We start from the raw sequence: 15,393 nt of genomic DNA, 5'->3' as shown, positions 1-15,393 counted from the left end.
GGGCCGTCGGCTGCCGATACCACCAGGATGGAACCGTCCATCTGGGCTGCGCCGGTGATCATGTTCTTGACGTAGTCGGCGTGACCGGGGCAGTCCACGTGCGCGTAGTGCCGTTTCTCGGTTTCGTATTCCACGTGAGAGGTATTAATGGTAATCCCGCGTTCTTTTTCTTCCGGGGCGTTGTCAATTTCGTCGTATTTCCTTACTGTGGCGCCACCCACTGTGGACAGTATGGTGGTGATGGCTGCGGTAAGGGTGGTCTTGCCGTGGTCCACGTGGCCGATGGTACCAATGTTTACGTGCGGTTTGGTCCGCTCAAATTTCGCCTTTGCCATGGTTGGTTTTAATTCCTCCTTGCCTTTTACCTAAAGTCTTTTCGAGATAATGCTTTCCGCAATATTTTGCGGTACTTCCTCATAATGGCTGAATTGCATGGTGTAAGTGCCTCGCCCCTGGGTTCTGGAGCGTAGTTCTGTGGCATAACCGAACATTTCCGCCAGTGGTACTATACCGTGAATCACCTGGTTGGCACCCCGGGGTTCCATCTCCTCGATACGCCCCCGGCGGGAGTTGATGTCACCAATCACATCACCCATGTATTCCTCCATAACCACCACTTCAACCTTCATGACCGGCTCCAGCAATACCGCTCCGGCCGTTTTAGCCGCGTTTTGCAGCGCCATGCTGCCGGCTATTTTGAAGGCCATTTCCGAAGAGTCAACGTCATGATAGGACCCGTCCAGTAGTGTGGCCCGTATGTCCACCAGCGGATATGAGGCCAGTACACCGTTGGACATAGCTTCAGCTATCCCGTTTGATACCGCCGGTATATACTCCTTGGGTATAACCCCGCCTACAATTTTGTTAACAAATTCAAAACCGGTCCCCGGCTCGGCCGGTTCAATTTCAATCACCACGTGGCCATACTGGCCGCGCCCGCCGGACTGGCGAACAAATCTGCCTTCGGCCCTGGATTTCTTACGAATGGTTTCCTTATAAGCAACCTGGGGTTTACCCACCGTGGCTTGCACTTTAAACTCACGCAACAGGCGATCCACAATAATCTCCAGATGCAGCTCGCCCATACCCCTGATGATGGTCTGCCCCGTTTCGGGATCAATACTTACCTTGAAGGTGGGGTCCTCTTCACCCAGTTTCTGCAAGGCCACGCCCATTTTATCCTGATCGGCCTTGGTATTGGGCTCTATGGCCACCGAAATGACCGGTTCGGGAAACTCCATGGATTCCAGCAATATCGCCTGTTTTTCATCACACAGGGTATCCCCGGTGGTGGTATCCTTAAACCCTACGGCCGCCACTATATCACCCGAGTAAATCTCTTTGACTTCTTCCCGGTGATTGGCATGCATCCGCAGTATACGCCCAATTCTTTCCCGTTTTCCCTTGGTGGAATTATAAACATATGAACCGCTGTTTATATGCCCGGAGTAAACCCGGAAATACGTAAGTCTTCCAACATAGGGATCTGTCATAATCTTGAAGGCCAGCGCGGAAAAAGGGGCGCTGTCATCGGCCATCCGGATATCCTCTTCACCGGTACCCGGGTGCACACCACGAATGGCGGGAACGTCCAGGGGTGATGGCAGGTAATCCACAATGGCATCCAGTAGGAGTTGCACACCTTTGTTTTTAAATGAGGAACCGCAGAGCACCGGTACTATGCTTACCGCCAGGGTAGCTTTGCGCAGTGCATTCCTGATTTCCTCAAAGGTCAGTTGTTCCCCTTCCAGGTACTTGAGCATTAATTCCTCGTCATACTCAGCCACCGTTTCCAGGAGTTTTTCCCGGTATTCATCAACCAGCTCCCGCATATCCTCGGGAACATCCGTCTCCTCACTGGTGGTACCCAGGTCATCAACATACCTGATGGCTTTATTACGCACAAGATCAACTATGCCGCTGAAGTTTTCCTCCACCCCGATGGGCAGTTGTAACGCCACCGGGTTGGCACCCAATCTTTTGCGGATCATGGCCAGACCGTTAAAAAAATCTGCGCCTACGCGATCCATTTTGTTTATATAAGCAATTCGGGGCACCCTGTATTTATCGGCCTGCCGCCATACTGTCTCAGACTGGGGCTCCACACCACCTACCGAACAAAAAACGGCAACCGCCCCATCCAGTACACGCAGCGACCTTTCTACCTCGACGGTAAAGTCCACGTGGCCGGGTGTATCTATTATGTTTACACAATGATCCCGCCACTGGCACGAAGTTGCAGCTGAGGTAATGGTAATACCCCTTTCCTGCTCCTGGACCATCCAGTCCATGGTTGCAGCGCCGTCATGGGTCTCACCCAATTTGTGCACTTTACCCGTGTAAAACAGGATGCGCTCGGTGGTGGTGGTCTTTCCGGCGTCGATATGTGCCATAATGCCAATGTTACGGGTTTTTTCAAGCGGAAATTGCCTCGCCATTAAGACCCCCCCCTTTTTATTACCACCTGTAATGAGCAAAGGCTTTGTTAGCCTCCGCCATTTTGTGGGTATCTTCCTTCCGCTTTACAGAAGCTCCGGTGTTATTGGAAGCATCAATTAATTCATCCGCCAGGCGCTCTCGCATGGTCCTGCCGGCACGCTCCCTGGCATATTTGGTTATCCAGCGAATGGCCAGAGTCTGCCTGCGCTCGGGCCTTACTTCCACGGGCACCTGATAGTTGGCGCCACCTACCCGGCGGGCCTTAACTTCCAGCACGGGCATGACATTTTTCATGGCCTGCTCAAAAACCTCATTGGGATCCTTACCGGTTTTTTCACGGATAATATCAAAGGCACCGTAGCAGATGCTTTCGGCCACACCCTTTTTACCATCCAGCATGATTTGGTTTATTAGCTTTGTAAGCACCTTGCTGCCGTACACCGGATCGGGCATGATATCCCTTTTTGGTGCAGCACCTCTTCTTGGCATTTATTTCCCCCCCTTACAATTGAAGATCTGTTAATCCCGGCTAAACGGCTTATTTTTTAGGCCGTTTGGTACCGTATTTGGAGCGACCCCGGTTCCGGTTCTGCACCCCGGCACAATCCAAAGCGCCCCTTATAATATGATACCTTACACCCGGTAGATCCTTCACCCTGCCACCGCGCAACAGCACCACCGAGTGCTCCTGCAGGTTGTGCCCGATACCGGGGATGTATGATGTTGCTTCAATACCATTGACCAACCTGACCCTGGCTACTTTACGCAGTGCCGAGTTGGGCTTTTTAGGAGTGGTGGTATAGACTCTGGTACATACTCCCCTTTTTTGCGGGCTCCCCTTCAATGCCGGTGAATTGGATTTTTGGGCTATATCCCGCCTGCCTTTCCTGATCAGCTGGTGGATTGTCGGCATATTTGTTACACCTCCTTTGTCATATTATTCATCTTTTATAATAGCTGCCGCAGCACACTCGACTTTGATGCCACATGCCTTGCCCAGGCTGGCCATGGAATCAACCTGGATAACCGGCACCTTTTTTTCTTCACAAACCTTTATAACGGGCTCGGTAACATGCTTATCAGCATTGACCGCCACGTAAACCACTTTGGCCAGGTTTTTATGCAATGCCTTAACGGTTTGCTTGCTACCTACCGACTTTTCCTTGGCCGCTTGCAGCCGTTTATAAGGCATAACCTCCCACCCCCAAAAATAACACACTTAGACATAATATCATTAACGTTTTTCAAAGTCAATAAATTTCCACGGCCGGGCGCATCACTTTGCGCCCGGCTTTATAATTCTTGGTGCTACCGCTACCAAACCATTACATCTCGACGGTATGTGTTTGTTCCACAGGCGGTTCTATCGCTTCTTCCATACCCCCGTATGAATTGATCTCCACATTCCGGTACCGGCTCATTCCGGTACCGGCCGGTACCAGCTTACCTATAATAACGTTTTCTTTAAGTCCCAGTAGGGGGTCCATTTTCCCCTTAATGGCCGCTTCGGTGAGCACCCTGGTGGTTTCCTGGAAGGAAGCAGCCGATAAGAAAGAATCTGTTGCCAGAGAAGCTTTGGTTATGCCCAGCAAGACCGGTTTGACCTTGGCCGGCTCACCACCTTCAAGCACAACCTGCCTGTTTTCCTCTTCAACATCAAATATATCGATTAATCCCCCCGGCAGCAGCGATGTGTCACCCTGGTCTTCCACCCGCACTTTGCGCAGCATTTGTCGAATCATGACCTCAATGTGTTTATCATTAATGTCCACACCCTGCAGGCGGTATACCCGCTGCACTTCATGCAGCAAATACACCTGCACGCCGGTGACACCCTTTATCTTTAAGAGGTCATGGGGATTGACCGAGCCTTCGGTCAATTCGTCCCCGGGTTCCACCCGGTCTCCATTTTGCACCTTTAAGCGGGCACCGTAAGGGATAACGTAATTATTTTTACTACCATCGTCACCGGTAATGTCTATTTCCCGGCGCCCTTTGATTTCCCTTATTTCCACAACCCCGCCCTCTTCGGCAATAATGGCCTGACCTTTGGGCTTGCGGGCTTCAAAAAGCTCTTCCACCCTGGGCAAACCCTGGGTAATATCGTCCCCGGCCACACCACCGGTATGGAATGTACGCATGGTCAACTGGGTACCCGGTTCACCGATGGATTGCGCGGCAATAATGCCCACCGCCTCACCAATGTCCACCATATGCCCGGTAGCCAGATTGCGACCATAGCAATGGATACATACTCCATACCTGCTTTTACAGGTGAGTACCGAGCGAATCTTTACCTTCTTGATACCGGCTTTAACAATGGCGTCGGCATCCTCATGATCAATCACCCGGCCCGCTGTCACCAAAATTTCGCCAGTTTCAGGGTGCACTATGTCTTCCAGGGCTATCCGACCGGCAATACGATCCTCCAGCTTTTCAATTACTTCAGTGCCGTCTTTGATTTCGGAAACATCGATGCCTTCTTCGGTGCCGCAATCAACCTCCCGCACTATAACATCCTGGGCAACATCCACCAGGCGACGGGTTAAATAACCCGAGTCCGCCGTGCGCAGGGCGGTATCGGCCAAACCTTTCCGGGCCCCGTGGGTGGAGATAAAATATTCCAAAACCGTCAGGCCCTCCCGGAAGTTGGCCTTGATGGGCAGGTCGATAATCCGCCCCGAAGGGTCCGCCATCAAACCCCGCATACCAGCCAGCTGGCGAATTTGCTGGATATTACCCCGGGCGCCCGAGTTAGCCATCATGTATACCGGGTTGAATTTGTCCAGAGATTCAATCAGCGCATCGGTAACTTGTCTGGTGGCATCATTCCAGATGCCGATAACTTTACGGTAACGCTCTTCTTCGGTAATCAACCCCCGGCGGTACTGAACTTCCACTTTCCCCACCTGTTTTTCCGATTCAGCCAGGATTTCTTTCTTCTTGGCGGGAATAATGATATCCGCGCCGCCGATGGTAACCCCGGCCTTGGTGGCAAACTTGAAGCCCAGACTCTTGATGCCGTCCAAGAGCTTGCCCGTGGCGGAAAAACCTAATTTACGATAAGATTCGTCCACTATTTTACCCAGCGCTTTTTTATCGGCCACTTTATTGAAATACCCCAACTCTTTAGGAATGGCCGAATTGAAAATAACCCGGCCCACGGTTGTTTCCACCAGTTCACCATCCAACCTGACCTTTACTTTGGCATGGAGGCTTACCGCGTGGTTCTCATAGGCCATCATCGCCTCTTCCGGACTGTGGAAAACCTTACCTTCACCGGTGGCACCCTCCTGTTCCACAGTCAGGTAGTAACTGCCCAGTACCATATCCTGGGTGGGAATAGCCACGGGGCGACCGTCTTTGGGGTTCAATATATTATATGCCGAAAGCATTAACAACCTGGCTTCAGCTTGGGATTCCGCGGACAGGGGCAGGTGCACCGCCATCTGGTCGCCGTCGAAGTCGGCGTTATAGGCTGTACACACCATGGGGTGAATTCTAATGGCCCGTCCTTCCACCAGTTTGGGCTCAAAGGCCTGGATACCCAAGCGGTGCAGTGTAGGCGCACGGTTCAGCATCACGGGGTGGTCTTTGATCACCTCTTCCAGGACATCCCACACCTCCGGGCGCACCCGTTCCACCATCCGCTTGGCACTTTTAATATTATGGGCATGGCCGTCATTAACCAGCTTTTTCATGACAAATGGCTTAAACAACTCCAAAGCCATTTCCTTGGGCAAACCGCACTGGTGCAGCTTTAAATTGGGGCCCACCACAATCACGGAACGGCCGGAATAATCCACCCGTTTACCCAGCAGGTTTTGACGGAAGCGGCCTTGTTTACCCTTTAACATATCACTCAATGATTTTAACGGGCGATTCCCCGGACCGGTCACCGGGCGCCCCCGCCGTCCATTGTCAATGAGGGCATCCACGGCTTCCTGCAGCATGCGCTTTTCGTTACGCACAATGATGTCCGGGGCGCCTAAATCCAGTAGTCTTTTTAAACGGTTGTTACGGTTGATCACCCGGCGATAAAGGTCGTTCAGGTCCGAAGTGGCAAACCTGCCGCCGTCCAACTGCACCATGGGACGCAGTTCGGGTGGAATTACAGGTACCACGTCCATAATCATCCACTCTGGACGGTTGCCGCTTTTACGGAATGCCTCCACAACTTCCAGGCGACGAACGGCACGGATTTTACGCTGGCCGGAAACCTCGCGCAATTCCTGGCGCAGTTCCCGGTTCATCTCTTCCAGATCAATTTCCTGGAGCAGTTGTTTAATGGCCTCGGCTCCCATCAGCGCTTTAAAGTTATTACCGTACTTTTCCCGGTGTTCCCGGTATTCGGTTTCGGTGAGCAACTGTTTTTTAAGCAACGGCGTTTCCATGGGATCAATAACGATATAGGAGACAAAATAAAGCACCTTTTCCAGCGCCCGTGGGGACATATCCAGCAAAAGGCCCATGCGGCTGGGTATCCCCTTAAAGTACCAAATATGCGATACCGGAGCGGCCAGTTCAATATGACCCAGTCTTTCCCGGCGCACCTTGGAGCGTGTCACCTCGACACCACAGCGATCACATACTACGCCCTTATAACGAACACGTTTATATTTACCGCAATGACATTCCCAGTCGCGGGTAGGGCCAAATATGCGTTCACAAAACAGCCCGTCCCGCTCGGGTTTCAGTGTGCGGTAATTGATGGTCTCGGGCTTCTTGACCTCACCGCTTGACCAGGCCCGGATTTTTTCCGGAGAAGCCAGACTGATGCGAATTCGGTCGAAGTTATTCAAGTCCAGCAAGGACCTCTCCCCCTTCGGATTTTCTACCTGCTTTAGTAATTCTCCTCATCGGGGTCGGAATCTACCAATTCCCCGTCCAGATCATCCACCTCATCCAGATTACCCAATTCCCCGTCTTCATTCATAAGAGCATCCTCATCAAACTCTTCAATATCTTCATCCATTTCATCGGATTCGCTATCCTCGGGCTCGTCATAATCATCATTCCGCCGTCCACGGTCCTCGTGCAATTCAATCCCCAAATCCTTGGCGGTTTCGGCTATATCATCTTCCACTTCTTTGATTTCTATTTCCTGGTCGTCCTCTGAAAGCACCTTGACATCCAGACCCAGGCTTTGCAGTTCCTTGATAAGCACTTTAAATGATTCGGGCACACCGGGCTCTGGCACATTCTCGCCTTTAACTATGGCCTCGTAGGTTTTTACCCGCCCCACCACGTCATCGGATTTGACGGTCAGTATCTCCTGCAACGTGTATGCCGCGCCATAGGCCTCCAGAGCCCAGACCTCCATTTCACCGAAACGCTGCCCGCCGAACTGGGCCTTGCCGCCCAGCGGTTGCTGGGTAACCAGCGAATATGGCCCGGTGGAACGGGCATGGATTTTGTCATCCACCAGGTGGGCAAGTTTAAGCATATAAACATATCCAACGGTAACGGGATTATCAAAGGGCTCGCCTGTACGACCGTCATAGAGGGTCATTTTACCGTTGGTGGGCAGTCCGGCCCTTTCCAGCTGTTCCACAATATCCTTTTCCGTCGCCCCGTTAAATACCGGGGTGGCCACATGAATCCCCAGGGCATGGGCCGCCCAGCCCAAGTGCGTTTCCAATACCTGCCCGATATTCATCCGGGAAGGCACCCCCAGGGGGTTCAATACAATTTCAATGGGTGTACCGTCCGGTAAAAAAGGCATATCCTCCTCGGGCAAAATGCGGGCCACCACACCCTTGTTACCGTGGCGACCGGCCATTTTATCACCCTCGGATATCTTGCGTTTCTGGGCAATGTAAACCCGTACCAGCTGGTTGACTCCGGGGGGGAGTTCATCGCCGTTGTCCCGGGTGAATACCTTGACATCCACCACTTTGCCGGCCTCACCGTGGGGCACCCGCAGCGAGGTATCCCGTACTTCCCGGGCCTTTTCACCAAATATAGCCCGCAGTAAACGTTCCTCGGCGGTAAGCTCGGTTTCACCCTTGGGGGTAACTTTACCCACCAGTATATCGCCGGGCCGCACCTCAGCGCCCACCCGGATGATACCCCGGTCATCCAAATCCTTTAGAATTTCCTCACCCACGTTGGGTATATCCCGGGTTATTTCCTCGGGGCCCAGTTTGGTGTCCCGGGCATCACATTCGTATTCCTCTATGTGTATCGAGGTAAAATAGTCCTCTTTAACTGTCTTTTCACTGATTAATATAGCGTCCTCGTAGTTGTAGCCTTCCCAGGGCATGAAGGCCACCAGTATATTACGCCCCAGGGCCAGTTCCCCATTATCGGTGGACGGGCCGTCGGCAATAACCTGGCCGGCCTCAACCCTGTCCCCTTTGTTAACAATGGGGCGCATATTAATACAGGTGCCCTGGTTGGAGCGGGAGAATTTCAATAATTTATATTTCTCCAACCTGTCATCGTCGGTGCGAATAACAATTTCCGAAGCCGTAACCTTTTCCACCACACCGCTGTTACCGGCCAGTTTAACCACCCCGGAATCCCGGGCTGCCTTGTATTCGATACCGGTGCCCACCAGCGGCGCATCGGTCTTCAGTAGCGGCACGGCCTGGCGCTGCATGTTGGCCCCCATCAATGCCCGGTTGGCGTCATCGTGCTCCAGGAAAGGAATCAGTGCCGTGGCCACGCTGACCACCTGTTTGGGTGAAACATCCATATAATCCACCTGGTCTGCAGGGGCCACCAGTATTTCACTACCATGCCGGGCGTTGACCCGGTCTTCGGCAAAATAGTCATCCTCATTCAGCGGGGCATTGGCCTGGGCAATAACTTTACCTTCTTCCTCATCCGCAGTGAGGTATACTATTTCATCCGTTACCCGCTTGTTTTCCTTATCCACCCTACGGTAAGGCGTTTCAATAAAGCCAAAGTTATTAATGCGCGCGTAACAGGACAGGGAACCGATTAAGCCGATGTTGGGACCCTCCGGAGTCTCAATGGGGCACATGCGGCCATAGTGGGAGTGGTGTACGTCCCGCACTTCGAAACCGGCCCGTTCCCGGCTGAGGCCCCCGGGTCCCAGAGCGGACAAGCGCCGTTTGTGGGTAAGTTCAGCCAGCGGATTGGTCTGGTCCATAAATTGACTTAACTGGCTGGAACCGAAAAACTCCTTAATGGCCGCCACCACAGGGCGAATGTTAATCAATACCTGCGGCGTAATAACGTCCACATCCTGGATAGTCATGCGTTCCCGGACCACCCGCTCCATGCGGGATAGGCCGATACGAAACTGGTTTTGCAACAGTTCCCCCACCGAGCGCAAACGGCGATTGCCCAGGTGGTCAATGTCATCCACCTGCCCCTCGCCATCCATCAGGCGCAGCAGGTAATTCACGGTTTCAATGATATCCTGAGCAGTAAGTTCCCGAATAAATTCCCGTACTTTGGGTACTGTTGTTTGTAAATAAGGATCAAATTCAGTTTCCTGGTTATCGCTTTCAGGATAACGATATAACACCCCGTGTTTTAACTTTTTCTGAAGTTTGTAACGACCCACAATGGCCAGGTCATAGCGTTTTGGATCGAAAAAAAGCGTCTCCAGCAGCGACCGGGCGCTATCCACCGTCGGCGGTTCGCCGGGGCGCAAGCGTTTATAGATTTCCACCAGTGCATCTTCCGTAGAATCGGTGTTATCCCGGGCCAGGGTTTCTTGGATATGTATGTTCTCATTAAAAAGGTCTGCGATCATAATATTGGACCCGTAGCCCAATGCCCTGATTAATACCGTCGCGGGAATTTTTCTGGTACGATCAATGCGCACAAAAAGCTGGTCATTAATATCAGTTTCAAATTCCAGCCAGGCGCCGCGATTGGGTATTATTGTTGCGCCATAGAGCTTTTTACCACTGGGATCGTGTGTCTGGGCAAAATAAACACCGGGTGAACGCACCAGCTGGCTGACGATGACCCGCTCGGCCCCGTTGATAATAAAGGTTCCCTTATCAGTCATAAGGGGAAAATCGCCCATAAAAACTTCCTGTTCCTTAACCTCGCCGGTTTCCTTGTTAATCAGGCGCACCTTTACCCTAAGCGGAGCAGCATAGGTAACATCGCGTTCTTTACATTGTTCAACACCATACTTTGGTTTACCCAGGCTATAATCCAGAAATTCCAGCACCAAATTACCGGTAAAATCCTGGATGGGGGAAATATCGCGAAACACCTCCCTCAGCCCGGACTCAAGAAACCATTCGTACGAGTTGCGCTGCACTTCAATGAGATTAGGCAGTTCCAAAACCTCTTGAAACTTACCGAAATTCCACCTGGTCCTGGTACCCATTTGCTCAGGATACATTTACAGCACCACACCCCCAAAATAAGGCATTGATATTTGTACAAACAACGAAAAGCAAGGTCTTGTCCTATTCACAATCCCTCGCTTACTAACAAACAAAGTAAAAAACCTATCTAATGTATTATTTCCATCATTTTTACAATGGATACATTAATAGCACATGCTTTAAAAAGACCCTTGTTTTTGGCAGTTTTACCAAAGTTCTTTACAATGGACATTTTTGAATTATAACATGTTAATATTTCACTGTCAAGTAAAAAGCCGCACCCCATTAAAAAGGGGGGCGGCTATTAACCGGTTACCAGTTACTTAATTTCAACAGTGGCGCCGGCTTCAACAAGCTTGGCCTTAAGGGCTTCGGCATCTTCTTTGCTGATTTTTTCCTTAATCGGCTTGGGAGCGCTGTCCACCAATTCCTTGGATTCTTTCAGGCCCAGACCGGTGGCTTCACGCACCACTTTAATTACGTTAACTTTCTTGTCCCCAACGGCAGTTAAAATTACGTCAAATTCAGTTTGTGCCTCTTCTTCGGCCGGAGCAGCGCCACCGGCCACAGGAGCGGCAGCCACGGCTGCAACGGGGGCAGCAGCGCTGACACCAAATTCATCTTCAAAAGCTTTGACCAGTTCGGCCAGTTCCAGCACGGTTAACCCTTTAACGGCTTCCAGTATTTCAGCTACTTTAGACATCAATATAAACCTCCCAGAATATAATTTTCTTATCCATTTACATAAACTACGGTTTTTTTGGAGCGGGCTTTATCCCCACTTAACTCGCCGCTTCACCGGCTTTTTTCTCGCGAACGGCATCAAGCACATAAACCAAATTTCTCAGCAGGCCTTGCAACGCCCCGGCAAAACCGTACATAGGCGCCTGCATACCGCCCAACACCTTGGCCAGCAACACCTCGCGACTGGGCAGGTTGGCCAAATCCTTGACCTGTGCCGCATCGATGATATGTCCCTCTAATATAGCCGCCTTTATTTCCAGCTTCTTGTTCTCTTTGATAAAATCGTTCATCACTTTGGCCGGTGCCACCGGATCGTCCATACCAAAGGCCAGGGCAGTAGGACCTTCCAGGTACGGGTCTGCACCTTCCAAGCCCAATTCCCGGGCCGCAATTTTAATAATGGTGTTTTTAGCCACCTTTAATTCGCCGCCCGATTCACGCATTTTCCGGCGCAACTTGGTCATGGCCTGTACATCAATACCCTTATAGTCGGCCATAACAATAATTTGGGACGAACTCATTTTTTCTTTAAGCATTTGCAGCATTTGTTCTTTTTGCTGTTTGTTAATCGGCAATATGTACACCCCCTTTTCCGGTAATCAATTTGAAGCATCAAAAAAGCCCCCGGCGCGCAAGACAGCATGCCAGAGGCCCGTTAAGCATAAGCTTAAAAGGTTAACCCTCCCGGCCTCGGCTGGCGGCACTTGGCCATTAAGCCTGTTTTACGGCACCTGCTGTCTACGGCTAGGTATCACTATGCAGTTTTAATTTACTATCATGCAGTAACTTTTTGGGCGCTAACCTTCACACCGGGCCCCATGGTGGTGGTCACTGTAATGCCTTTGATATACTGGCCCTTGGCTGCCGCAGGTTTAACCCGGATCAGCTGTTGAACCAGCGCTTTAAGGTTCTCGGCAAGTTTTTCAGTTTCAAAGGAAGCCTTACCTATGGGCACGTGAATGTTCCCGGCTTTATCCACCCGGTATTCAATCTTACCGGCCTTAACTTCTTGAATAGCCTGGGTCACGTCAAAGGTAACGGTGCCTGTTTTGGGGTTGGGCATTAACCCTCGGGGACCGAGAATACGGCCCAGTTTACCCACCATGCCCATCATATCAGGGGTGGCGATGGCCACTTCAAACCCCAGCCAGCCTTCCTTTTGGATCTTTTCCACCATATCTTCCGCACCAACGAAATCCGCCCCGGCAGCTTCGGCCTCCTTGGCCTTGTCGCCTTTGGCAAACACCAGCACGGTACGGGTTTTACCGGTACCATGGGGCAATACCATGGCCCCCCTGACCTGCTGGTCGGCGTGCCGCGGGTCAACGTTAAGCCTTACGGCAGCCTCCACTGTTTCATCAAACCTGGCTTTGGCCACGCTTTTTAACAGTTCAATGGCCTCCTGGGGATCATACAGTTTGGTGCGATCAACCTGTTTGGCTGCATCTTGATACCTTTTTCCTCTTTTCGCCATGAACAATACCTCCCTGTGGTGTTAACGGAAAATTTCCTCCCACGTATTATTAACCTGCTATTTCAATACCCATGCTGCGGGCAGTTCCCTCAACCATACGAATAGCTGCCTCAACATCGTTGGCGTTCAGGTCTTGCATTTTCAGCTCGGCAATTTCCCGCACCTGGGCGCTGGTCACCTTGCCAACTTTTTTCTTGTTGGGTTCACCGGATGCAGTCTCCAATCCGGCCGCTTTTTTCAACAATACCGCCGCCGGCGGGGTTTTGGTGATAAACGTAAAGCTCCTGTCTTCATAGACAGTTATTTCCACCGGGATGATCATTCCCGCCTGTTTGGCTGTACGCTCATTATAATCCTTAACAAATTGCATAATGTTAACCCCGTGCTGGCCCAATGCCGGTCCTACCGGGGGTGCGGGAGTGGCTTTACCCGCGGGCACCTGCAATTTAATAATAGCTGCCACCCGTTTTGCCATCGGTCACACCTCCTTATGCCGCCTAAGTTATTTTTTCCACCTGATTATAATCAAGCTCCACCGGGGTTTCCCGGCCAAACATGGATATCAATACTTTTAATTTGTTCTTATCCAGCAGTATTTCCTCAATTACACCGCCAAAATTCTCAAAGGGGCCGGAAATAACCCGCACCTGCTCTCCAGGATTAAAGTCGACTTTGGTACGCGGCTCATCCATGCCCATCTGCCTGATAATCTGCCGGGCTTCGGCTTCATCCAAAGGAATAGGTTTGGTTCCGCTACCTACAAACCCGGTCACTCCGGGAGTGTTACGCACCACATACCATGAATCGTCGGTCATGATCATTTCAACCAGCACGTAGCCGGGGAAGATTTTCCGCTTGGTAACCTTTTTTTTGCCGTCTTTAACCTCAACCTCATCTTCCATGGGAACCAAAATACGGAATATTTTATCTTCCATATTCATGGACTCAATGCGCTTTTCCAGGTTCGCCTTAACTTTGTTTTCGTACCCCGAATAGGTATGTATGACAAACCAGCGCTTGCTCATAAACATAAGGGACCCGGCGTGAACGCAGGCCCCCCACCCCCTCGATTTATTTTATCAGCATACCCATGGCCGAACCGAGAATAATATCAAATACCCAAATCAATACAGCCACAAACATAACCGAAACCAAAACCACTGAAGTATAAATCATGGTTTCCCTGCGGTTGGGCCAGTGCACCTTTTTAAGTTCATTGGTTACGCCACGGAAAAAGGTTCTGGCTTGCTCGATCCGGCCAGGCTTGTTGGCAGCAGCATTTTTTTTGGCTACTTCTTTGCGGTTATCCTTTTTAACCAGTTCCTTCCCTGCGCCTGCGCCTTTATCTTTTTTCGTTACGGCCACTTATGCCACATCCTTAAATATACTTATCTGGTTTCCTTGTGCATGGTATGGGTATGACAGAACTTGCAATATTTCTTCATCTCAATGCGGTTGGGGTCGTTTTTCTTGTTCTTGGTTGTCGTATAGTTTCTACGCTTGCACTCGGTGCAGGCCAATGTTACTCCCACCCTCACCGGGCCCACCTCCCTAAAGTAAAAAAAGACTAATGTCTTTTTTAAAAATTACCTTACCAACTTTATCACAATTCAAATAGGCTGTCAAGATAAAGCGGGAACCGGCGGCAGCCGATTCCCACTCCAGCCGGCATCAAGTTTACTCATTAATACCGGTAACCACACCGGCACCCACGGTACGGCCACCTTCACGGATGGCGAAACGCAAACCTTCTTCTATGGCAATGGGAGTGATCAGCTCGATGTCAATTTTAATGTTGTCACCGGGCATAACCATTTCCACACCCTCCGGCAGTTTGGCCACGCCGGTCACGTCGGTGGTGCGGAAGTAAAACTGCGGGCGGTAACCGTTGAAGAACGGGGTATGACGGCCGCCTTCTTCTTTGGTCAGCACGTATACTTCAGCATGGAATTTGGTATGCGGTTTAATGCTGCCCGGTTTGGCCAGCACCTGGCCGCGCTCAATCTCTTTGCGCTCTACGCCCCGCAGCAGGCAGCCCACGTTGTCGCCGGCTTCGCCGCGATCCAGAATCTTACGGAACATTTCCACGCCGGTGACTACAGTCTTGCGCGGTTTGTCCATGAGGCCCACGATTTCCACTTCTTCGCCCACTTTAATGGTGCCACGCTCGATACGACCCGTGGCCACGGTGCCCCGCCCGGTGATGGTGAATACGTCTTCCACGGGCATCAGGAACGGTTTGTCTATATCACGCTCGGGATCGGGAATGTAGGCGTCAACAGCGTCCATCAGTTCCCAAACGCTCTTGCACCACTGGCAGTCACGCTTGCCGCAGCCGCATTCCAGTGCTTTTAAAGCAGAGCCGGTAATTACGGGCACGTCGTCCCCGGGAAATTCATACTGGCTCAAAAG

General features: G+C 51.3%; 15 protein-coding genes and 1 other annotated feature. All 15 genes read right to left on the bottom strand.

Annotated features, from left to right (window positions below; genetic code table 11):
- Positions 1-335: GTP-binding protein (locus tag LX24_RS14260; RefSeq protein WP_207706600.1), on the bottom strand; the 335-nt coding region annotated here is incomplete at its 3' end.
- Between the two features lie 30 nt (positions 336-365).
- Positions 366-2,438, bottom strand: coding sequence for an elongation factor G (gene fusA / locus LX24_RS14255; RefSeq protein WP_166512800.1), 2,073 nt, complete (start codon positions 2,436-2,438; stop codon positions 366-368).
- Between the two features lie 19 nt (positions 2,439-2,457).
- Entirely contained in the window at positions 2,458-2,928 is a 471-nt protein-coding gene (gene rpsG / locus LX24_RS14250) for a 30S ribosomal protein S7 (RefSeq protein ID WP_166512799.1), read from the bottom strand.
- A 49-nt stretch (positions 2,929-2,977) separates the two neighbouring features.
- Positions 2,978-3,352 (bottom strand): 30S ribosomal protein S12, encoded by a 375-nt coding sequence (gene rpsL / locus LX24_RS14245; protein ID WP_166512798.1) that lies wholly within the window; start codon positions 3,350-3,352, stop codon positions 2,978-2,980.
- A 24-nt stretch (positions 3,353-3,376) separates the two neighbouring features.
- On the bottom strand, positions 3,377-3,631 hold the full coding sequence (locus LX24_RS14240) for a ribosomal L7Ae/L30e/S12e/Gadd45 family protein (protein ID WP_166512797.1): 255 nt from the start codon (positions 3,629-3,631) through the stop codon (positions 3,377-3,379).
- A 133-nt stretch (positions 3,632-3,764) separates the two neighbouring features.
- Positions 3,765-7,250, bottom strand: a complete 3,486-nt coding sequence (rpoC, locus tag LX24_RS14235; protein WP_166512796.1) for a DNA-directed RNA polymerase subunit beta' — start codon at positions 7,248-7,250, stop codon at positions 3,765-3,767.
- 32 nt (positions 7,251-7,282) lie between these two features.
- Positions 7,283-10,777 carry a DNA-directed RNA polymerase subunit beta gene (rpoB, locus tag LX24_RS14230; protein ID WP_166512795.1) on the bottom strand — a complete coding sequence of 1,165 codons (3,495 nt, stop codon included), beginning with the start codon at positions 10,775-10,777 and terminating at the stop codon, positions 7,283-7,285.
- A 305-nt stretch (positions 10,778-11,082) separates the two neighbouring features.
- Positions 11,083-11,466: a 50S ribosomal protein L7/L12 gene (rplL, locus tag LX24_RS14225; RefSeq protein WP_166512794.1), complete on the bottom strand. Its 384-nt coding sequence runs from the start codon at positions 11,464-11,466 to the stop codon at positions 11,083-11,085.
- A 79-nt stretch (positions 11,467-11,545) separates the two neighbouring features.
- Positions 11,546-12,082 carry a 50S ribosomal protein L10 gene (gene rplJ, locus LX24_RS14220; RefSeq protein WP_166512793.1) on the bottom strand — a complete coding sequence of 179 codons (537 nt, stop codon included), beginning with the start codon at positions 12,080-12,082 and terminating at the stop codon, positions 11,546-11,548.
- Between the two features lie 30 nt (positions 12,083-12,112).
- Positions 12,113-12,269, bottom strand: a sequence feature (ribosomal protein L10 leader region).
- A gap of 13 nt (positions 12,270-12,282) precedes the next feature.
- On the bottom strand, positions 12,283-12,981 hold the full coding sequence (gene rplA, locus LX24_RS14215; RefSeq protein ID WP_166512792.1) for a 50S ribosomal protein L1: 699 nt from the start codon (positions 12,979-12,981) through the stop codon (positions 12,283-12,285).
- Positions 12,982-13,030: 49 nt separating this feature from the next.
- Entirely contained in the window at positions 13,031-13,456 is a 426-nt protein-coding gene (gene rplK / locus LX24_RS14210; RefSeq protein ID WP_166512791.1) for a 50S ribosomal protein L11, read from the bottom strand.
- A 22-nt stretch (positions 13,457-13,478) separates the two neighbouring features.
- Positions 13,479-14,006, bottom strand: coding sequence for a transcription termination/antitermination protein NusG (nusG, locus tag LX24_RS14205; protein ID WP_166512802.1), 528 nt, complete (start codon positions 14,004-14,006; stop codon positions 13,479-13,481).
- 46 nt (positions 14,007-14,052) lie between these two features.
- Positions 14,053-14,346 (bottom strand): preprotein translocase subunit SecE, encoded by a 294-nt coding sequence (gene secE / locus LX24_RS14200; RefSeq protein WP_207706628.1) that lies wholly within the window; start codon positions 14,344-14,346, stop codon positions 14,053-14,055.
- A gap of 23 nt (positions 14,347-14,369) precedes the next feature.
- Complete coding sequence (gene rpmG / locus LX24_RS14195) at positions 14,370-14,519, bottom strand: 50S ribosomal protein L33 (RefSeq protein WP_166512790.1); 150 nt, start codon at positions 14,517-14,519, stop codon at positions 14,370-14,372.
- 139 nt (positions 14,520-14,658) lie between these two features.
- The coding region (locus LX24_RS14190; protein ID WP_243131743.1) for an EF-Tu C-terminal domain-related protein at positions 14,659-15,393 on the bottom strand (735 nt) is incomplete at its 5' end.

It is taken from the genome of Desulfallas thermosapovorans DSM 6562 (assembly GCF_008124625.1).
In the GTDB taxonomy this organism is placed as follows: domain Bacteria; phylum Bacillota; class Desulfotomaculia; order Desulfotomaculales; family Desulfallaceae; genus Sporotomaculum; species Sporotomaculum thermosapovorans.
This window is presented reverse-complemented; position numbering and strand designations above follow the sequence as displayed.